At 61.2% G+C, this 17,721-nt stretch carries 23 protein-coding genes and 1 pseudogene; 14 read left to right on the top strand and 10 right to left on the bottom strand.

Going from position 1 to position 17,721, the window contains the following annotated elements; translation table 11 throughout:
• The first annotated feature begins 10 nt into the window (after positions 1 to 10).
• The 11 genes from rplF (at position 11) to rplQ (ending at position 7,268) form a co-directional block, all read left to right on the top strand.
• Positions 11 to 544, top strand: a complete 534-nt coding sequence (gene rplF / locus BC363_RS25180; protein ID WP_065785916.1) for a 50S ribosomal protein L6 — start codon at positions 11 to 13, stop codon at positions 542 to 544.
• Positions 545 to 556: 12 nt separating this feature from the next.
• Positions 557 to 919, top strand: coding sequence for a 50S ribosomal protein L18 (gene rplR, locus BC363_RS25175; RefSeq protein WP_025426679.1), 363 nt, complete (start codon positions 557 to 559; stop codon positions 917 to 919).
• A gap of 128 nt (positions 920 to 1,047) precedes the next feature.
• A complete protein-coding gene (rpsE, locus tag BC363_RS25170) occupies positions 1,048 to 1,617 on the top strand; it encodes a 30S ribosomal protein S5 (protein ID WP_025426680.1) in 570 nt (189 codons plus the stop codon).
• Between the two features lie 12 nt (positions 1,618 to 1,629).
• Positions 1,630 to 1,833, top strand: coding sequence for a 50S ribosomal protein L30 (rpmD, locus tag BC363_RS25165; RefSeq protein ID WP_065785915.1), 204 nt, complete (start codon positions 1,630 to 1,632; stop codon positions 1,831 to 1,833).
• Positions 1,834 to 1,846: 13 nt separating this feature from the next.
• Positions 1,847 to 2,317, top strand: coding sequence for a 50S ribosomal protein L15 (gene rplO, locus BC363_RS25160; protein WP_065785914.1), 471 nt, complete (start codon positions 1,847 to 1,849; stop codon positions 2,315 to 2,317).
• A 233-nt stretch (positions 2,318 to 2,550) separates the two neighbouring features.
• Entirely contained in the window at positions 2,551 to 3,891 is a 1,341-nt protein-coding gene (gene secY, locus BC363_RS25155) for a preprotein translocase subunit SecY (protein WP_065785913.1), read from the top strand.
• Positions 3,888 to 4,466, top strand: a complete 579-nt coding sequence (locus BC363_RS25150) for an adenylate kinase (RefSeq protein WP_053247119.1) — start codon at positions 3,888 to 3,890, stop codon at positions 4,464 to 4,466. Before secY ends, BC363_RS25150 begins: the two co-directional genes overlap by 4 nt.
• 231 nt (positions 4,467 to 4,697) lie before the next feature.
• Entirely contained in the window at positions 4,698 to 5,066 is a 369-nt protein-coding gene (gene rpsM / locus BC363_RS25145) for a 30S ribosomal protein S13 (protein ID WP_025426685.1), read from the top strand.
• Positions 5,067 to 5,294: 228 nt separating this feature from the next.
• Positions 5,295 to 5,684, top strand: a complete 390-nt coding sequence (gene rpsK, locus BC363_RS25140) for a 30S ribosomal protein S11 (RefSeq protein WP_003536496.1) — start codon at positions 5,295 to 5,297, stop codon at positions 5,682 to 5,684.
• A gap of 103 nt (positions 5,685 to 5,787) precedes the next feature.
• Entirely contained in the window at positions 5,788 to 6,798 is a 1,011-nt protein-coding gene (locus BC363_RS25135) for a DNA-directed RNA polymerase subunit alpha (RefSeq protein WP_025426686.1), read from the top strand.
• A gap of 44 nt (positions 6,799 to 6,842) precedes the next feature.
• Positions 6,843 to 7,268, top strand: coding sequence for a 50S ribosomal protein L17 (gene rplQ / locus BC363_RS25130; protein WP_025426687.1), 426 nt, complete (start codon positions 6,843 to 6,845; stop codon positions 7,266 to 7,268).
• Between the two features lie 39 nt (positions 7,269 to 7,307).
• Here rplQ and msrQ read toward each other — a convergent pair whose 3' ends face one another.
• Together msrQ and msrP are read right to left on the bottom strand one after the other, a co-directional pair.
• The gene (msrQ, locus tag BC363_RS25125) at positions 7,308 to 7,970 is read right to left on the bottom strand and encodes a protein-methionine-sulfoxide reductase heme-binding subunit MsrQ (protein WP_065785912.1); all 663 of its coding nucleotides are present in this window, start codon (positions 7,968 to 7,970) and stop codon (positions 7,308 to 7,310) included.
• A 2-nt stretch (positions 7,971 to 7,972) separates the two neighbouring features.
• A complete protein-coding gene (gene msrP, locus BC363_RS25120) occupies positions 7,973 to 8,920 on the bottom strand; it encodes a protein-methionine-sulfoxide reductase catalytic subunit MsrP (protein WP_065785911.1) in 948 nt (315 codons plus the stop codon).
• 198 nt (positions 8,921 to 9,118) lie between these two features.
• Here msrP and BC363_RS25115 point away from each other — a divergent pair, with 198 nt between their 5' ends.
• The 3 genes from BC363_RS25115 to sugE all read left to right on the top strand — a co-directional run bounded on the left by BC363_RS25115 (position 9,119) and on the right by sugE (position 12,355).
• Positions 9,119 to 10,516, top strand: coding sequence for a DegQ family serine endoprotease (locus BC363_RS25115; protein ID WP_065785910.1), 1,398 nt, complete (start codon positions 9,119 to 9,121; stop codon positions 10,514 to 10,516).
• The gene (locus tag BC363_RS25110; RefSeq protein WP_065785909.1) at positions 10,513 to 11,820 is read left to right on the top strand and encodes a replication-associated recombination protein A; all 1,308 of its coding nucleotides are present in this window, start codon (positions 10,513 to 10,515) and stop codon (positions 11,818 to 11,820) included. Before BC363_RS25115 ends, BC363_RS25110 begins: the two co-directional genes overlap by 4 nt.
• A 220-nt stretch (positions 11,821 to 12,040) precedes the next feature.
• Positions 12,041 to 12,355, top strand: a complete 315-nt coding sequence (gene sugE / locus BC363_RS25105) for a quaternary ammonium compound efflux SMR transporter SugE (protein ID WP_065785908.1) — start codon at positions 12,041 to 12,043, stop codon at positions 12,353 to 12,355.
• Positions 12,356 to 12,517: 162 nt separating this feature from the next.
• On the opposite strand, the gene BC363_RS25100 is transcribed toward sugE, so the two are convergent.
• From BC363_RS25100 to BC363_RS25065, 8 genes and pseudogenes are all read right to left on the bottom strand, one after another.
• On the bottom strand, positions 12,518 to 13,303 hold the full coding sequence (locus BC363_RS25100) for an ATP12 family chaperone protein (protein ID WP_065785907.1): 786 nt from the start codon (positions 13,301 to 13,303) through the stop codon (positions 12,518 to 12,520).
• Complete coding sequence (locus BC363_RS25095) at positions 13,296 to 13,961, bottom strand: HAD-IA family hydrolase (RefSeq protein WP_065785906.1); 666 nt, start codon at positions 13,959 to 13,961, stop codon at positions 13,296 to 13,298. Before BC363_RS25095 ends, BC363_RS25100 begins: the two co-directional genes overlap by 8 nt.
• Positions 13,961 to 14,953 (bottom strand): RluA family pseudouridine synthase, encoded by a 993-nt coding sequence (locus BC363_RS25090; protein WP_065785905.1) that lies wholly within the window; start codon positions 14,951 to 14,953, stop codon positions 13,961 to 13,963. Before BC363_RS25090 ends, BC363_RS25095 begins: the two co-directional genes overlap by 1 nt.
• Before the next feature lie 37 nt (positions 14,954 to 14,990).
• Positions 14,991 to 15,368: a fluoride efflux transporter CrcB gene (gene crcB, locus BC363_RS25085; RefSeq protein ID WP_065785904.1), complete on the bottom strand. Its 378-nt coding sequence runs from the start codon at positions 15,366 to 15,368 to the stop codon at positions 14,991 to 14,993.
• A 26-nt stretch (positions 15,369 to 15,394) separates the two neighbouring features.
• On the bottom strand, positions 15,395 to 16,228 hold the full coding sequence (gene fghA / locus BC363_RS25080; protein ID WP_065785903.1) for an S-formylglutathione hydrolase: 834 nt from the start codon (positions 16,226 to 16,228) through the stop codon (positions 15,395 to 15,397).
• A 25-nt stretch (positions 16,229 to 16,253) separates the two neighbouring features.
• On the bottom strand, positions 16,254 to 16,901 hold the full coding sequence (locus BC363_RS25075) for a DUF1345 domain-containing protein (protein WP_065785902.1): 648 nt from the start codon (positions 16,899 to 16,901) through the stop codon (positions 16,254 to 16,256).
• A 41-nt stretch (positions 16,902 to 16,942) separates the two neighbouring features.
• Entirely contained in the window at positions 16,943 to 17,383 is a 441-nt protein-coding gene (locus BC363_RS25070; protein ID WP_065785901.1) for a YaiI/YqxD family protein, read from the bottom strand.
• An 80-nt stretch (positions 17,384 to 17,463) separates the two neighbouring features.
• A pseudogene (locus BC363_RS25065) lies at positions 17,464 to 17,721 on the bottom strand (S-(hydroxymethyl)glutathione dehydrogenase); the annotation flags it as partial.

The following is a 17,721-nucleotide window of genomic DNA, read 5'->3' as shown; positions in this document are numbered from 1 at the left end:
AGGTATAAAAATGTCTCGTATCGGTAAGAAGCCCGTTCAAGTTCCTGCAGGCGTCACGGCAAGCGTTGATGGCCAGAAGGTAACGGCGAAGGGCCCGAAGGGCGAACTGTTCTTTGTTGCAAACGACGAAGTATCGGTAGCGCTCGAAAACAATGCGGTTGTTGTACAGCCGCTCAGCCAGAGCAAGGATGCTCGTTCGAAGTGGGGCATGTCCCGCACGATGATCGAGAACATCCTGAAGGGTGTTAAGGACGGTTACGAGCGCAAGCTCGAAATCAACGGCGTTGGTTACCGTGCCTCGCTGCAGGGCAAGAACCTGCAGCTGGCGCTTGGTTTCAGCCACGACGTGGTCTACCAGACGCCGGAAGGCATCACGATCGCTGTGCCGAAGCCGACGGAAATCATCGTCTCCGGCATCAACAAGCAGCAGGTCGGCCAGGTTGCAGCGGAAATCCGCGAATACCGCGGCCCCGAGCCCTACAAGGGCAAGGGCGTCAAGTATGCCGAAGAGCGGATTGTCCGCAAAGAAGGCAAGAAGAAGTAAGGATCACGCGAAATGGCTAGCAGGAAAGATACTCTTGTGCGTCGCGCCAACCGCGTGCGCCGTCAAATCAAGGCGGTCGCGAATGGCCGTCCGCGCCTGTCGGTTCATCGCTCGTCGAAGAACATCTACGTACAGGTCATCGACGACGTGGCCGGCAAGACGCTTGCGTCTGCCTCCACGCTCGACACCGATCTGCGTTCGTCTTTGAAGACGGGCGCTGACGCGGCAGCTGCTGCTGCCGTCGGCAAGCTCATCGCTGAGCGCGCCGTAAAGGCTGGCGTCAAGGACGTTGTCTTTGATCGTGGCGCCTTCATCTATCACGGCCGCATCAAGGCTTTGGCCGAAGCTGCGCGTGAAGGTGGTCTGAACTTCTGATCGGTTGCCAGGCGGGCCTTGCGCCCGCCTGGAACCCTCATGAGTTTCCGGTCGCTTCCGATCCATGTGACGGGGGCGACTTTTGTCAATCTGCCGATTGCACCCGGAAAAGAAAAAGGAAAAGGACAATGGCACAGGAAAGAAGGGGTTCTCGCGAAGATCGCCAGAACCGCGAAGAGCGCGACAGCGAATTTGTCGATAAGCTCGTAGCAATTAACCGCGTCGCCAAGGTGGTGAAGGGCGGTCGTCGTTTCGGTTTCGCAGCTCTCGTCGTCGTTGGCGACCAGAAGGGCCGCGTTGGCTTCGGTCATGGCAAGGCGCGCGAAGTGCCGGAAGCCATCCGCAAGGCAACTGAAGCCGCCAAGCGCGACCTGATCTTCGTCCCGCTGCGTGGTGGTCGTACCCTGCATCACGACGTTCATGGCCGTCACGGCGCCGGCAAGGTGCTGCTGCGTTCGGCCAAGGCCGGTACCGGTATCATCGCTGGTGGCCCGATGCGCGCCGTGTTCGAAACGCTCGGCGTTCATGACGTCGTCGCTAAGTCGACCGGTTCGTCGAACCCGTACAACATGGTTCGCGCAACGTTCGACGCCCTCAAGAACCAGATGCACCCGAAGGACATCGCAGCTCAGCGCGGCATGAAGTACGCCACGCTCCAGGCTCGCCGTGTTTCCTCCGGCGCTGCTTCCGAAGAATAAGGGAGCTGACAGATGGCTAAGAAAGAACTCGCCACGAAGACGGTTACCGTCGAGCAGATCGGTAGCCCCATTCGCCGTCCGGCCGTGCAGCGTCAGACGCTTATCGGCCTGGGCCTCAACAAGATGCACCGGGTTCGCACGCTGGAAGACACCCCAGCTGTTCGCGGCATGATCCGGTCGGTCCAGCACCTCGTTCGCGTCGTCGACGAGAAGTGAGGGGGATAAGCTCATGAAACTGAATGAAATCAAGGACAACGAAGGCTCGACCAAGAACCGCAAGCGTCTTGGCCGCGGCATCGGCTCCGGCTCCGGCAAGACTGCCGGTCGCGGTGTGAAGGGTCAGAAGGCTCGTTCGGGCGTTGCCATCAACGGCTTCGAAGGCGGCCAGATGCCAATCTACCGCCGTCTGCCGAAGCGCGGCTTCAACAACATCTTCGCTTCGGAGTTTGTTGTCGTGTCGCTCGGCCGCATCCAGACGGCGATCGACGCCAAGAAGCTTGACGCTTCGAAGACCGTCGATGCAGCTGCTCTCAAGGCTGCTGGCGTCATCCGTCGCGAAAAGGACGGCGTTCGCGTCCTGGCCGATGGCGAACTGAAGGCGAAGATCTCGCTCGAAGTTGCAGGCGCTTCCAAGCCGGCGATCGAAAAGATCGAAAAGGCTGGCGGCTCCGTCAAGCTGCTTTCGGCTGCGGCAGAATAATATTACTGATCAACCGCCCGGGGTGCTTCACTCCGGGCGGTTTTGCTCCCATATGTGAGCCTCACGTCCGCGATGGCGAATCGCTCGCCTCGGCGGACATAGCGGAAACCACGGTGAGGCATCCGATTGCAGTCACAATCGCCTCGCGTCCGGTTTTCAAGACGAAAAGTTAGTCCTTCCGGAACGGACAGGGTACTCCCGCTGATTCCGAGATTTGGTACGCGGAGAATTGCATGGCTTCTGCAGCGGAACAGCTCGCCTCGAACCTGAATTTCTCGACTTTCGCCAAGGCGGAAGATCTGAAGAAACGACTGTGGTTCACGCTTGGTGCGCTTTTGGTCTACCGTCTTGGCACCTATATCCCGCTGCCCGGCCTGAACCCGGACGCGTTTGCGCAGGCCTTCCAGGGCCAGAGCGGCGGCATTCTCGGCCTCTTCAACATGTTTTCGGGCGGTGCAGTGGAGCGCATGGCGATCTTCGCGCTCGGCATCATGCCCTACATCTCTGCCTCGATCATCGTTCAGCTGATGACCTCCGTCGTTCCGGCGCTGGAACAGCTGAAGAAGGAAGGCGAGCAGGGTCGCAAGATCATCAACCAGTACACCCGCTACGGCACGGTGCTTCTCGGCGTCATGCAGGCCTATGGCATCGCGGTCGGCCTTGAGAGCGGCAACGGCCTCGTGAACGATCCGGGCTGGTTCTTCCGCATTTCCACGGTCATCTCGCTGCTCGGCGGCACGATGTTCCTGATGTGGCTCGGTGAACAGATCACATCGCGCGGTATCGGCAACGGCATCTCGCTGATCATCTTCGCCGGCATCGTCGCCCATCTGCCGACGGCTCTTGCCGGAACGCTGGAACTTGGCCGCACCGGCGCGCTTTCGACCCCGCTGATCCTGGCGATCATCGTCATGATCGTTGCCGTCATCGCGCTCATCGTCTTCGTCGAGCGTGCGCAGCGCCGTCTTCTGATCCAGTATCCGAAGCGCCAGGTCGGCAACCGCATGTTCCAGGGCGATACGTCGCACCTGCCGCTGAAGCTCAACACCGCAGGCGTCATCCCGGCGATCTTCGCGTCGTCGCTCCTGCTGCTGCCGGCCACGCTCGCTGGCTTCGCGAACACCGCGACGCTGCCCGGCTGGGCGACATCGATCGTTAGTGCGCTCGGCCACGGCCAGCCGCTCTACATGGTGCTCTACGGTGGCATGATCGCGTTCTTCGCCTTCTTCTACACGGCCATCGTCTTCAATCCGAAGGACACGGCCGACAATCTGAAGAAGCACGGCGGCTTCATTCCGGGCATCCGTCCGGGCGAACGGACGGCCGAGTACATCGATTACGTTCTGACGCGCATCACCGTGCTCGGCGCGATCTATCTGATTTTCGTCTGCATCCTGCCTGAAATCCTCATCGCGCAGACCGGCGTGCCGTTCTACCTTGGTGGTACGTCGCTTTTGATTGTTGTCAGCGTTACCCTTGATACGGTAGCACAGATCCAGGGTCACCTCATTGCTCAGCAGTATGAGGGGCTGATCAAGAAGTCGAAGCTGCGCGGAGGAAAGAGGGGACGATGAGACTGATTTTTTTGGGACCGCCCGGAGCTGGCAAGGGGACGCAAGCCAAGCTTCTGACGGAGAGGTACGGTATTCCGCAGCTTTCCACAGGTGACATGCTGCGGGCAGCCGTCGCCCAGGCGACCGACGTCGGCAAGCGCGCCAAGGCTGTCATGGACGCCGGCCAGCTGGTCTCTGACGCGATCGTCAACGAGATCGTGTCGGACCGGATCGACGCCCCGGATTGTGCCAACGGCTTTATTCTCGACGGATATCCGCGCACGGTTCCTCAGGCGGTCGCTCTCGGCCAGATGCTCGAAGGCAAGGGCTTGAAGCTCGATGCCGTAATCGAGCTGAAGGTCGACGAGACTGCGCTTGTAAAGCGCATGGAGAATCGCGTAGCGGAAACCATCGCTGCGGGCGGCTCGGTCAGATCGGACGACAATCCGGAGGCCTTCAAGCGTCGGCTGACGGAATATCGGGAAAAGACCGCACCATTGTCGGAGCACTACGCCGGCACCGGTGAGCTCAAGACGGTCGACGGCATGGCCGATGTAGACGCCGTGACTGCACAGATCGAGAAGATTCTGGCTTAGACCCTGGGTCTTTGCCGAAAAGGAACCGCCGGGGAGTTGACTTTTCCGGCTGATTCCGCCAAAGACAGCGCCAACTCGCGACATGGGAGCGATCGGCGCGGTCTTCAACGAAACGAAGTCCGGGTACGGTCGTTTTTGACGTGTCTCGAACCTCAATCAACGTGCGGCTCTTGAGGTCGCGTAACGAAGCACCTATTGCCGGATGGCAACTGGAACGCAAGGAGAATAGACGTGGCACGTATCGCTGGCGTCAACATCCCGACGGCAAAGCGCGTTGTTATCGCGCTGACCTACATTCACGGGATCGGACCGAAATTCGCACAGGAAATCGTCGAGAAGGTCGGTATCCCGGCTGATCGCCGCGTGCATCAGTTGACGGACGCTGAAGTTCTTCAGATCCGCGAAACGATCGACCGCGATTACCAGGTTGAAGGCGACCTGCGTCGTGACACGTCGATGAACATCAAGCGTCTGATGGACCTGGGCTGCTACCGCGGCCTGCGTCATCGCCGCAGCCTGCCGGTGCGCGGTCAGCGTACCCACACCAATGCCCGCACCCGCAAGGGTCCGGCAAAGGCGATCGCCGGTAAGAAGAAGTAATTTCCCGAATAGGGAGATTGGGAGGCTGGCGCACGCGCCGGCCTCCTTTTGCAGTTTGGGAAGGGCGTTGCCCGACCGTTGCGGAGCCGGATCGGTTTCGTGAAATGCCTGCAGGGCCGGTTCCTCCGGTCCTGGATGAAACTGAAGAAGCAGGGCAGGGGACGAAAATTCCTTTCCCGGTGGAGCCGCTGGAATTACGGCGGTGCAGAGATCTAAGAAAGGGATCCTATGGCCAAGGAAGCCACCCGCGTTCGCCGTCGCGAACGCAAGAACATCACGTCTGGCGTCGCGCACGTCAATTCGTCGTTCAACAACACCATGATCACCATCACCGACGCACAGGGCAATGCAATTGCCTGGTCGTCTGCCGGTGCCAAGGGTTTCAAGGGCTCGCGTAAGTCGACCCCGTTTGCCGCTCAGATCGCCGCTGAAGACTGCGCCAAGAAGGCCCAGGAACACGGCATGAAGTCGCTTGAAGTCGAAGTTTGCGGTCCGGGTTCCGGCCGTGAATCCGCTCTTCGCGCGCTGCAGGCTGCGGGCTTCATGATCACCTCGATCCGCGATGTGACCCCGATCCCGCACAACGGTTGCCGTCCGCGCAAGAAGCGCCGCGTCTGATCATTTGCGTTCAAAATGCCGGTGAGGGCGCTTCGGCGCGCTCCCGGACTTCGGGGCTCGGTTGTCACGATTGGATGGTGACAACGAACGGAAGGCACAAAACATGATCCAGAAAAATTGGCAGGAACTGATCAAGCCGAACAAGGTGGAGTTCATCTCCTCGGGCCGCACCAAGGCAACGTTGGTGGCGGAACCGCTTGAACGCGGCTTTGGTCTGACGCTCGGCAACGCGCTTCGCCGCGTGCTGTTGTCGTCGCTTCGCGGTGCTGCTGTCACCGCGGTGCAGATCGACGGCGTCCTGCACGAGTTCTCCTCTATCCCGGGCGTCCGGGAAGACGTGACGGACATCGTGCTCAACATCAAGGAAATCGCCATCAAGATGGATGGCGACGACGCAAAGCGCATGGTTGTGCGCAAGCAGGGTCCGGGCGTTGTAACCGCCGGTGACATCCAGACGGTTGGCGATATCGAAATCCTCAACCCGAACCATGTGATCTGCACGCTCGACGAGGGTGCAGAAATCCGCATGGAGTTCACCGTCAACAACGGCAAGGGCTATGTTCCGGCTGACCGCAACCGTTCGGAAGATGCGCCGATCGGCCTCATCCCGGTCGACAGCCTGTACTCGCCGGTCAAGAAGGTCTCGTACAAGGTGGAAAACACCCGCGAAGGCCAGGTTCTTGATTATGACAAGCTGACGATGTCCATCGAGACGGACGGCTCCGTCACCGGTGAAGATGCGATCGCGTTCGCGGCCCGCATCCTTCAGGACCAGCTGTCGGTTTTCGTCAACTTCGACGAGCCGCAGAAGGAAGCAGAGGAAGAGGCAGTCACCGAGCTCGCCTTCAACCCGGCGCTTCTCAAGAAGGTCGACGAACTGGAACTCTCCGTCCGTTCGGCCAACTGCCTGAAGAACGACAACATCGTCTACATTGGCGACCTCATTCAGAAGACCGAAGCAGAAATGCTCCGCACGCCGAATTTTGGTCGCAAGTCGCTGAACGAAATCAAGGAAGTTCTCGCTTCCATGGGCCTGCACCTCGGCATGGAAGTGCCGTCCTGGCCGCCTGAGAACATCGAAGATCTCGCCAAGCGTTACGAAGACCAATACTAACCGTTAGACTGCGGGCGGATGCCTGCAAGTGAAGGAGAATAGCAATGCGCCACGGTAAAGCCGGCCGCAAGCTGAATAGAACCGCCAGCCACCGCAAGGCGATGTTTGCCAACATGGCAGCTTCGCTGATCGAGCACGAGCAGATCGTTACGACCCTGCCGAAGGCTAAGGAAATCCGCCCGATCGTTGAAAAGCTCGTCACCCTCGGCAAGCGCGGCGACCTGCATGCTCGTCGTCAGGCGATCTCGCAGATCCGCGACGCCGCTGTCGTTTCGAAGCTGTTCGACACGATCGCATCGCGTTACGCCACCCGCAATGGCGGCTACCTGCGTATCATGAAGGCTGGCTTCCGCCAGGGCGACAACGCTGCTCTCGCTGTCATCGAATTCGTTGACCGCGACACCGATGCAAAGGGTGCGAAGGATCGCGCTCGCGTCGCAGCTGAAGCTGACGCTGCAGAAGCAGCCTGATTTTTCAGGTAAGTTGAATTGAAAGCGGCCGGGTGTTCCTCACCCGGCCGCTTTTTCTGTTTCAGGGGCTCGGATCGGCCGGGCGCCTGCCTGGCGTTTGCGCTTCAGATAAGGCTTGCGCGCCAGACGCCAGCATAGAAGCAACGTGACCAAGGCGAGATAGGTCGTCTGTTCCGGGCCAACCACCTTTACCGACATCGCGAAATGCAGCGCTCCCGCCGCGGCAATGACGTAAGCGAGCTTGTGCAGCCGGTTCCACCGGTTGCCGAGCCGGCGGATCGACCAATTGTTGGAGGTCAACGCCAGGGGAATGAGCATCACCAGCCCGGCCATGCCGATGGTGATGAAGGGGCGCCGGGCGATGTCAGCGATGATCGCGGCGATGTTCAGGACCTGGTCGAGCAGGAAATAGGCCAGGAAGTGCATCACCACATAGTAGAACGCCAGAAGCCCGAGCGCGCGCCGATAGCGGAGCCAGTTGACGCCGATGATGTCGCGGATCGGTGTGATCGCCAGCGTGGCGACCAGAAACCGCAGCGCCCAGATGCCAAGCAGATGTTCGAATTCCTTGACGGGGTTACCCGGCAGACGCCCCGTCGCCCCGAGGTAGAAGGCGGCAAGGGCCGGACAGAGGCCGAGCCCGTAAAGTGCCCAGACGGACGCGGAATGAAAGCGTTTCGGCAGGGCGGGCAATTTGGCCATCCTCAGAAGTTCGCTCTTAAATCCATGCCGGCATAGAGCCCGGCGACGTCGTCGGCATAGCCGTTGAAGGGCAAGGTGTCGCGGCGATTGGCGCCGAAGAAGCCGCCGCCACCGATCCTGTTTTCGGTTGCCTGGCTCCAGCGCGGATGGTCGACGGCCGGATTCACGTTGGCATAGAAACCGTATTCGTTGGGTGCCGACAGGTTCCAGGTCGAGGGCGGCGGCGTTTCCGTCAGGGAGATGCGCACGATCGACTTGATGCCCTTGAAACCGTATTTCCAGGGAACCACGAGCCGGATCGGCGCACCATTCTGGTTGGGTAAGGTCTTGCCGTAGACGCCGACCGCGAAAATGGTGAGCGGATGACGCGCCTCGTCCAGGCGCAGGCCTTCGCGATAGGGCCAGGGAAGGGGCTGGAACAAGCCGGATTGGCCCGGCATCTCCTCGGGACGCACGACGGTTTCGAACGAGACATATTTGGCATTGCCGAGCGGCTCGACCTTGTCGAGCAGGGCTGCAAGCGGAAACCCGGTCCAGGGAATGACCATCGACCAGGCTTCGACGCAACGCATTCGATAGACGCGCTCTTCGAGCGGAAGTGCCAGAAGCTCCTCCAGCCCGAACTCCTTCGGCTTGGCGACAAGACCATCGACCTTCACGGTCCACGGCGTCGGTTTGAAGGCTTCCGAGTTCGCGGCAGGATCGGCCTTGCCGGTCCCGAATTCATAAAAATTGTTGTAGCCGGTGACGTCGGCTTCCGGCGTCAGATCCTCGTCGACTGTGTAGTTGCCCTTGAGCGCCGCAAGGGCGGTGGCCTGGGCAGCACCGGCGCCAGTGCCTGCAACCAGCAGGCCGCCGGCCGTCGTTGCGAGAAAGGCGCGGCGCGAGAGAAAGCATCGCTCCGGGCTGATTTCGGACGATGCGATTCTCGGTGGACGATAGGTCGGCATGATCTTTTCCGCTTTGAACGTGTGGGTCTTGTCTGCTCAAACTGACCAGAGTTTCGATCACTGAGAAAGAGGTGGATAACCACGTTTTCGTGCGTTGGGCGTGATGGCGCGGACTTTGCGTATGTCGCGGCGACGTTTGCCTTTTTTCCTGCGAAATCCTATCTGAACGTAGCGGTGACGAATAGGAGAATGCTTCATATGATCTTTGGTCAAAGAGCGCTTGCGACGCTCGTTCTTGCTGTCTCTCTGTCCTGTCCGGCAATGGCCCAGGATGTAAAGGCCGTGCCTCAATCGCGCACGGAGATGCAGCTTTCCTTCTCCCCGCTGGTCAAGCAGACGGCGAACGCCGTCGTCAACGTCTATGCCGAACGGGTGGTCGAGCGCCGGTCGATCTTCTCGGGTGATCCGTTCTTTGAGGAGTTCTTCGGGCAGCGCATGCCGAACCGCAGCGAGAAGCAGTCGTCGCTCGGATCCGGCGTGATCGTCGGCAAGAACGGCATCGTCGTTACCAACAACCACGTCATCGAGGGCGCCGACGATATCAAGGTCGCGCTTGCCGACGGCCGCGAATATCCCTGCAAGATCGTGCTGAAGGATGATCGCCTCGATCTTGCGGTGCTGAAGATCCAGTCCGATGGCCCGTTCGACATCATCCCGATCGGCGATTCCGATGCGGTCGAGGTCGGCGACCTGGTGCTGGCGATCGGCAACCCCTTCGGTGTCGGCCAGACGGTGACGAGCGGCATCGTCTCGGCCCTTGCCCGCAATCAGGTATCGTCCGGCGATTTCGGCTTCTTCATCCAGACGGACGCCGCCATCAATCCCGGCAATTCCGGCGGCGGCCTGATCGACATGAACGGTGCGCTGATTGGCATCAACACCGCGATCTTCTCCAAGGGCGGCGGCTCGAACGGCGTCGGCTTTGCCATCCCGGCTAATCTGGTGAAAGTCTTCGTCGCATCCGCCGAGGGCGGCAATGGCTCCTTCGTGCGTCCGTTCATCGGCGCGTCCTTCGAGCCCGTGACATCGGAAGTCGCCGAAGCGCTCGGCCTTGATCGCGCCCGTGGCGCACTCGTCACTGCCGTCGTGGATGGCGGGCCGGCGGCGACGGCCGGCATAAAGCCGGGGCAGGTGATCACGGCCGTCAACGGCATCGCCGTCGAACATCCCGATGCACTCGGCTATCGCCTGACCACCGTCGGCATCGGCCACGAGGCGCGTGTTACGGTTTCCGAAAACGGCAAGCTGCACGAGGTCAGCCTGAAGCTGGACCGGGCGCCGGAGACGTCACCCCGCGATGAACGGCTCATTGAGGGCCGCAATCCGTTTGCGGGTGCAGTTGTGGCAAATCTCTCTCCACGGCTGGCGGAGGAACTGCGCATGTCGACCTCGTTGCAGGGTGTCGTGGTCACCGAGATCAATCGCGGCTCGCCTGCCGCGCGCATCGGTCTGGCGCCGAAGGATATCATCCGCTCCGTCAACGGTGCTGTGATTGACAGTTCGAAGACGCTGGAGACCGTCATGGCGGACGGTGCTTCCTTCTGGCGCGTCGAAATCGAGCGTGACGGCCAGATCATTCGTCAGTTCTTCCGATGAGCGATCTGTTCTCCTCCTCGGAACCGCCGGAAATGACCTCGGCAAGGCCGCTTGCCGATCGTCTACGTCCGCGCACGCTGTCCGAAGTCACCGGTCAGGAACACCTGACGGGCGAGGATGGCGTGTTGACGCGCATGATCGCATCGGGTTCGCTCGGATCGATGATCTTCTGGGGACCGCCTGGCACCGGCAAGACGACTGTTGCCCGGCTGTTGTCGGGCGAGGCGGGTCTGGCCTTCGAGCAGATCTCGGCGATCTTTTCCGGGGTTGCCGACCTCAAGAAGGTTTTCGAATCGGCGCGCGCACGGCGGATGTCGGGCCGCCAGACCCTGCTCTTTGTCGATGAGATCCATCGTTTCAACCGTGCCCAGCAGGACAGCTTCCTGCCTGTCATGGAAGACGGCACGGTCATCCTGGTCGGCGCGACGACGGAAAATCCGTCCTTTGAGCTCAACGCCGCTCTCTTGTCCCGCGCCCGCGTGCTGACGTTCAAGCCACATGGAGAAGAGAGCCTGCAGGAATTGCTGAAGCGGGCGGAGGAAACGGACGGCAAGCCCCTTCCGCTCGACGCGGACGCCCGGGCAAGCCTGATCCGCATGGCCGATGGCGACGGTCGGGCGGCGCTGACGCTGGCCGAGGAGGTCTGGCGCGCCGCGCGGACCGACGAGATTTTCGACGTCGACGCGCTGCAGAAGATCGTGCAGCGACGAGCGCCCGTTTACGATAAGGGCCAGGACGGCCACTACAACCTGATCTCGGCGCTGCACAAATCGGTGCGTGGCTCCGACCCGGACGCTGCTCTGTACTATCTCTGCCGGATGTTCGATGCCGGCGAGGATCCGCTCTATCTCGGGCGACGGCTCGTTCGCATGGCGGTGGAGGATATCGGCCTTGCCGATCCTCAGGCGCTGGCGATCTGCAATGCCGCCAAGGACGCATACGATTATCTCGGCTCGCCGGAAGGCGAACTGGCACTCGCCCAGGCCTGCGTCTATCTCGCGACGGCGCCGAAGTCGAATGGTGTCTATACGGCCTACAAGGCGGCGATGCGGGCCGCCAAGGAAAACGGTTCGCTTCTGCCTCCGAAACATATCCTCAACGCACCGACCAAGTTGATGAAGGGTGAGGGCTACGGCGACGGCTATCGCTACGACCACGACGAGCCCGACGCGTTCTCCGGGCAAGACTATTTCCCCGAAAAAATGGGACGCAAGACTTTCTATGATCCACCGGAACGCGGCTTCGAGCGCGAGATCCGCAAGCGGTTGGAATGGTGGGCAAAGCTGCGTCGAGAGCGAAGCTGACTCTCTGTTCCCTCGCATTTCCCGACGGGAAACCGCTTCGCACTTTCCCTGGAAATGCTCAAGCCCTGCCAGTCGCGCAGGGCTGATTTGCCCCGGCATATCTTGCTGCCGTCAGTGAACCGTGAGATAGAGGCCGCGTTGCAGACGGCTGCACGGTTTTGAGACTTTCGATACCGAACATCCGCGGGGACGGCCTCGCTCCATACTCTAGGAGTTTGAAATGGCCTGGTTAATCCTCCTGCTTGCCGGCATCCTTGAAATCGGCTGGGCAATCGGTCTCAAATATACCGACGGTTTCACGCGGGTAACGCCGACGATCCTGACCGTCGGTTCGATGGTCCTCAGCATCGCGCTGCTGGGTCTGGCGGTCAGAACCCTGCCGCTCGGCACGGCCTATGCCGTCTGGACCGGCATCGGCACCGTCGGCACCGTCATTCTCGGTATCTTTCTCTTTGCCGAACCGGCCACGTTTGTCCGCCTCGGCTGCATCACCCTGATCGTTGCCGGTATTGCCGGATTAAAGCTCGCCGCTTAACGCGACGTCAGAGATCTCTCGCTACAGCGCCGCGCGTCGTATCAGACGCGCAAAGGTCGCTGTAGCACTTTGAATTGCTGCATGTCTTTGTCCTTAAACCGGATACGATTTAAGGAAACATGCAGTAGAGCAGTATCTTTCGCAATGTGTTCCGGCGCGCCGCTATCGCAGCGCGTCGAGAACGGCTGCTGCCGCCAGCATTTCCTGCCAGCGGGCTTCGCGGCGCTTGAACGCTTCCTCGTCCGTGCCCCAATGCTCGATCTGCCAATCTTCGTCAACATGGGCCGCGGTCCAGGCCTGTTCGGCCGTCAGCCGGCCGGACGCGAACGCAACCGCAAGCAGGGCCGAGCCGGTCAAGGTGGTGATCGTATGCACGCAGGTCAGGCCGAGCGGCGTCGCAAAGGCGCGTAAACCCTCTGCATAGGCGGTGATCGCCTCGCTCGGTTGTTCCTGGTGGATGACGCCTTCGGCAAGAATGAAACGGGCGCCCAGCGACTGCGCGGCCCATTCAAGCACCGGGTTCCAGACGGCGTTCTGCCGTCCGACGAGCCCTTCCGGGCTGTCGGCGCGGTAGCAGAGCAGATCGGTTCCGGCAAAGCGCAGCACGTCCTCGAAAACCGAGCGCTGGTCCTTTGCTACACCGTCGAGCGCCGTATTGACGATCCGGGTGACCGGCATCTTGGCGGGATCGATGACTTCGACCTGCGCGTCCCATTCGGCTGCCAGCATCTCGGCAAGCTTGCGGGTGGGGACTGCAAGCGGATGCTTCGCCGGCGTGCGGACCGGCCGGCCGTCGAGCAAGACGCTGTGGCCGTCGTTTTCCGAGCCGCCGATGCTGACGTCCTTGTAGAAGCGTTTGGGCAGCGGTTTCAGCATCTGGATCTGTGCGCGCCGGACCGGGTCCTCGTGGCTCAACGCACCGCTGAGTTCGTCGCGAATATCAGGCATGATAGTGTTCCATCCACTCAATGATGTCGGCCGGCGTCCGTGCAATGTAATCGGCACCCGCCTCGACGAGATCGGGTACACGGGCATAACCCCACGCAACACCGATAGCGGCGGCGCCGGCGGCCTTCGCCATTTGCATATCATAAATCGCATCGCCGATGACGACAGTGTCGCTCGGATCGATCCCGGCCTCCGAGCAGCATTCCGTCACCATTGCCGGATGTGGCTTTGAAGGGCAGTCATCGGCGGTGCGCGAAACGAAGAACATTCGGTCGAAGCCGTGGGTCTCGGCAATATGGGTCAGGCCGCGGCGAGACTTGCCCGTGACCGCGCCGATCACCAGTTCGTCGCGGCCGGAAAGCGCCTGCATCATCTCTGCGATGCCTGGAAACAACAGCTCCTGAAAGCCGGCTTCCGCACGAACGCCGGAAAAAATCGCCTTGTAGTGCGCCGTCATCGCCAGCGCCTGGTCGTCGACATGCTCGTTTCCGAGCAGGCGGGCAATGGCGATATCGAGCGTCAGACCGATAATGCTCTTGGTCGCGGAAATTTCGGGTCGATCGAGTTCAAAGGCTTCGAAGGTCCGTGCCATCACTTCGTGGATGAGGCCGCCGCTGTCGACCAGCGTGCCGTCGCAATCGAAAAGCGCCAGTTTCATCAGTCGTCCTCGCCAGGCTCGTTTTCTTCGAAGCCAAGCAGGTTCCAGCTCTGAACCATGTGCGGCGGCAGTGGCGCGGTTACCCGCAGGCGACCGCCGTCCGGATGCGGAATGTCGATATGACGCGCGTGCAGATGCAGCCGGTTCTGCATGCCGCCGGGCAAGCTCCAGTTGATATCGGCGTCGAAATACTTGGGGTCGCCGAGGATCGGATGGCCGATGTGCAAGGCATGCACGCGCAGCTGATGGGTGCGGCCGGTATAGGGCTCCATCTCCAGCCAGGCGAGGTTCTGTGCCGCCTGCTCGCGCACGCGGTAATAGGATATGGCGTGGTCAGCGCCGTCTTCGCCATGTTTGGCGATGCGCATGCGGTCGCCGTCCGGGGTCTGTTCCTTGACGAGCCAGGTCGAGATCCGGTCTTCGCGCTTGCGCGGGACGCCCTTCACCAGCGCCCAATAGGTCTTCTTGGTGTCCCGTTCGCGGAAGGCAGCCGTCAGTTTCTGCGCGGCGCCACGCGTGCGGGCGATGACAAGCACACCGGAAGTGTCACGGTCGAGGCGGTGCACCAGACGGGGCTTTTCGCCGCGCTGGTTGGTCCAGGCCTCGAGCATCTTGTCGATGTGCCGGTTGACGCCGGAGCCGCCCTGCACGGCGAGGCCAGCGGGCTTGTTCAGCACGATGACCTTCGCGTCCTCATGCAGCACCATGCGCGATAGCAATTCCCCGTCGGGCGAGTGGCGAAGGTCGCGCCCGGCGATCGGGCCTGTCTTCGTTTCTTTCGCATCGACGCCAAGGGGAGGGATGCGTACCGTCTGGCCCGGCTGCAGGCGCGTGTCGGATTTGACGCGACCGCCGTCGACACGGATCTGGCCCGAGCGCAGTAGTTTCTGCAGCGGACCGAAACCCAGTCCGGGGAAATGCACCTTGAACCAGCGATCGAGGCGCATGCCTGCCTCGTCGCCGTCCACCTGCTTGTGTTCTATGCCTGCCATCTCAGCGAACCTGCTTCCTGTTCTTTAGAGGCAGCCTTTAGACCATTGTGCGCATCAGGGCCAGCCCGGCAAATACCGCGAGGATCGAAAGCAGGACGCTGGCGGCGACGTAGCCAAACGCGAGCGCGACTTCGCCGCGCTCGAGCAGCATGATCGCGTCCAGCGAAAAGGCCGAGAAGGTGGTGTAACCGCCGAGCACGCCGGTGATCAGGAACAGTCGCATCTCGGCCGATGCTCCGAACTTGCGCATGATCAGCTCGGCAAGCAAGCCGATCAGGAACGAGCCGGTTATGTTGACGCTGAGCGTTCCCCAGGGAAAGCCTGGCCCCCATCGCCGAAGTGTCCAAAGACCGAGGAGGTAGCGAGCCATCGAACCGATGGCGCCACCGGCACCGACAAGGAGAAGGTGGGTCATCGGATGCTCCAACCTCTGTTTGGGGACTATGCCAGCCGCTCGGCGTGCCACTTCAGATGATCGTCCATGAAAGTCGAGATGAAATAATAGGAGTGATCATAGCGTTCATGCATGCGTAGCGTCAGGTCGATGCCGGTTCCCTTGATCGCTTCCTCGAAAAGCCATGGCCGCAGCCCGTTGTCCAGGAAACTGTCCGCCTTGCCTTGGTCGATGAGGAATTCAGGGAACCGAGCGCCGTCGTTGACGAGCGCGCAGGCATCATATTGCCGCCACGTAGCCCGGTCCTCGCCGAGGTATTTCTCGAAGGCGCCGATGGACCAGTCGGCTGTCGACGGTTCGACGATAGGTGCAAAGGCCGAACAGCTCCTGAAGCGGTCCGGATTCTTCAGCGCGATGGTCATTGCGCCATGACCACCCATCGAGTGGCCGAAGATGCCCTGACGGCTCATGTCCATGCGGAAATGCTGGCTGACGAAGGCCGGCAGCTCTTCGGTGATGTAGCTGTACATCTGATAGTGCTCGGCCCACGGGGTCTGTGTGGCGTCGAGGTAGAAGCCCGCGCCCTTGCCCATCTGCCAGTTGGTGAGTTCGTCCGGAACCTCCGTCCCGCGCGGGCTGGTGTCGGGGCAGACGACGATGAGCCCCAGTTCCGCGGCCATGCGGCGGTATTCGCCCTTCTCCATCACGTTGGCATGGGTGCAGGTGAGGCCCGAGAGATACCAGAGTACCGGCCGCGGCTCCTTGATCGCCTGCGGCGGGACGAAGACCGCGAAGGTCATCTCGCCCTTGCAGGCCTCGGACTCGTGCGTGAAGACGCCCTGCATGCCGCCGAATGCGGTGTTCTGCGAGAGGACTTTCATCAAATGCTCCTTGGGTATCGTGGGATCAGCCGGCGAGTTGCACGGCTGCGTTGACAGCAGCGGCGACAAGCACGGTGTTGAAGAAGAAGGAAACGATGGCGTGCATCAGGTTGATACGCCGCATCGTCGTGGTGGTGATGGCGACGTCCGATGTCTGGGCGGTCATGCCGATCACGAAGGAAAAATAGAGGAAGTCGTAGCCGCCGGGCTCGGGTGTTTCTGGAAAATCGAGCCCGCGCTGCGGCGCAGGGGGTTGCCCATCACCACCCGACACCCAATAGGCATGGGCATAGTGCATGGCCGCCATCACGTGGATGGTTGCCCAGCCGAGCACAACGGATGCAAAGGCCAGCCCCAATTCGAGCGTCGGCCCCTTGCCTGGCCTGTTGAGAGCAAAAAACAGCGAAACGAGCGCCGTGGCGGCAGCGCCGAAGGTGACTAGAAAGATTACCACTTCCGGTTCGTCCGTGTTTCGCGCGTGCGTCTTCAGGTGCTTTCCGGTCATCATCCGCAGCCGGCGGCCGCTCATGATGAGGTAGACGCAGAAAAAGGTGATTGCCGCGACCTCGAGAACGTAACTCCAAGCGAGGAACCACGTGATCGGCAGGCTGGTGAAGGCGCACAGCGATGCGGTGTAGAACGGCCAGTGCCTGAGCCTTGTCGTCGCTGTCATTGAAGTGCCCTTGCTATCCCTTGCGAATCGGCGCTGCGCTCTCACTTTTTCGTCTGGCGCGCGAGTCGGTCAAGTGTCTCGAGGAAGGTCGAGCGGTCGCGCTGGGTGAAGGCGGCATTGTAGCCCTTGCTTTCGCCGGTCTCGCGCAGATGTTGGCCAAGGTCGCGCATGGCAGAGGCCATGCCGATATTGCTCTTGTCGAAGACGCGACCGGACGGGCCGGTGACAAATGCGCCGGCAGCCACGCAACGAACCGCAAGCGGCACGTCGGCGGTGACGACGATATCGCCGTCATGCGCGCGTTCGGCGATCCAGTCGTCGGCGGCGTCGAAGCTTGCCGACACGATGATGTTGTGCACCATCGGGTCGCGTGATGGGCGCAAGCCCGAATTGGCGACAAACGTCACCTCGAAGCCGTGGCGCTCGGCCACCTTCAGCACTTCCGCCTTTACCGGGCAGGCATCGGCATCGACATAGATCATCTTGAATCAGTTTCTCAAAAGGGCCGAAAAAGCGCCGGAATACAATCGATTCCGGCGCCTTCCTGAATCGAATTGCGAACTTAGTAGAGAACCACGCTGCGGATGCTCTCGCCGGAATGCATCAGCTCGAAGCCCCTGTTGATGTCTTCGAGGGCCATGGTGTGGGTGATCATCGGATCGATCTCGATCTTGCCCTCCATGTACCAGTCGACGATCTTCGGCACGTCGGTGCGACCGCGGGCGCCGCCGAAGGCGGTGCCCATCCAGCTGCGGCCGGTGACGAGCTGGAACGGCCGGGTGGAGATTTCCTGGCCGGCGCCGGCAACGCCGATGACCAC

The sequence above is a fragment of the Ensifer sp. LC384 genome, from assembly GCF_001695865.1.
Lineage (GTDB): Bacteria > Pseudomonadota > Alphaproteobacteria > Rhizobiales > Rhizobiaceae > Ensifer.
This window is presented reverse-complemented; position numbering and strand designations above follow the sequence as displayed.

Bases quoted from the DNA above. Each gene is read 5' to 3' on its own strand.
- BC363_RS25135 (WP_025426686.1), top strand. From the start codon at position 5,788: ATGATCCAGAAAAATTGGCAGGAACTGATCAAGCCGAACAAGGTGGAG.
- sugE (WP_065785908.1), top strand. From the start codon at position 12,041: ATGGCCTGGTTAATCCTCCTGCTTGCCGGCATCCTTGAAATCGGCTGG.
- secY (WP_065785913.1), top strand. From the start codon at position 2,551: ATGGCTTCTGCAGCGGAACAGCTCGCCTCGAACCTGAATTTCTCGACT.
- rplO (WP_065785914.1), top strand. From the start codon at position 1,847: ATGAAACTGAATGAAATCAAGGACAACGAAGGCTCGACCAAGAACCGC.
- msrQ (WP_065785912.1), bottom strand. From the start codon at position 7,970: ATGGCCAAATTGCCCGCCCTGCCGAAACGCTTTCATTCCGCGTCCGTC.
- rplQ (WP_025426687.1), top strand. From the start codon at position 6,843: ATGCGCCACGGTAAAGCCGGCCGCAAGCTGAATAGAACCGCCAGCCAC.
- crcB (WP_065785904.1), bottom strand. From the start codon at position 15,368: ATGACCCACCTTCTCCTTGTCGGTGCCGGTGGCGCCATCGGTTCGATG.
- BC363_RS25090 (WP_065785905.1), bottom strand. From the start codon at position 14,953: ATGGCAGGCATAGAACACAAGCAGGTGGACGGCGACGAGGCAGGCATG.
- rplR (WP_025426679.1), top strand. From the start codon at position 557: ATGGCTAGCAGGAAAGATACTCTTGTGCGTCGCGCCAACCGCGTGCGC.
- rpsE (WP_025426680.1), top strand. From the start codon at position 1,048: ATGGCACAGGAAAGAAGGGGTTCTCGCGAAGATCGCCAGAACCGCGAA.
- rpmD (WP_065785915.1), top strand. From the start codon at position 1,630: ATGGCTAAGAAAGAACTCGCCACGAAGACGGTTACCGTCGAGCAGATC.
- rplF (WP_065785916.1), top strand. From the start codon at position 11: ATGTCTCGTATCGGTAAGAAGCCCGTTCAAGTTCCTGCAGGCGTCACG.
- BC363_RS25115 (WP_065785910.1), top strand. From the start codon at position 9,119: ATGATCTTTGGTCAAAGAGCGCTTGCGACGCTCGTTCTTGCTGTCTCT.
- rpsK (WP_003536496.1), top strand. From the start codon at position 5,295: ATGGCCAAGGAAGCCACCCGCGTTCGCCGTCGCGAACGCAAGAACATC.
- BC363_RS25070 (WP_065785901.1), bottom strand. From the start codon at position 17,383: ATGATCTATGTCGATGCCGATGCCTGCCCGGTAAAGGCGGAAGTGCTG.
- BC363_RS25075 (WP_065785902.1), bottom strand. From the start codon at position 16,901: ATGACAGCGACGACAAGGCTCAGGCACTGGCCGTTCTACACCGCATCG.
- msrP (WP_065785911.1), bottom strand. From the start codon at position 8,920: ATGCCGACCTATCGTCCACCGAGAATCGCATCGTCCGAAATCAGCCCG.
- BC363_RS25150 (WP_053247119.1), top strand. From the start codon at position 3,888: ATGAGACTGATTTTTTTGGGACCGCCCGGAGCTGGCAAGGGGACGCAA.
- fghA (WP_065785903.1), bottom strand. From the start codon at position 16,228: ATGAAAGTCCTCTCGCAGAACACCGCATTCGGCGGCATGCAGGGCGTC.
- BC363_RS25100 (WP_065785907.1), bottom strand. From the start codon at position 13,303: ATGCCTGATATTCGCGACGAACTCAGCGGTGCGTTGAGCCACGAGGAC.
- BC363_RS25110 (WP_065785909.1), top strand. From the start codon at position 10,513: ATGAGCGATCTGTTCTCCTCCTCGGAACCGCCGGAAATGACCTCGGCA.
- BC363_RS25095 (WP_065785906.1), bottom strand. From the start codon at position 13,961: ATGAAACTGGCGCTTTTCGATTGCGACGGCACGCTGGTCGACAGCGGC.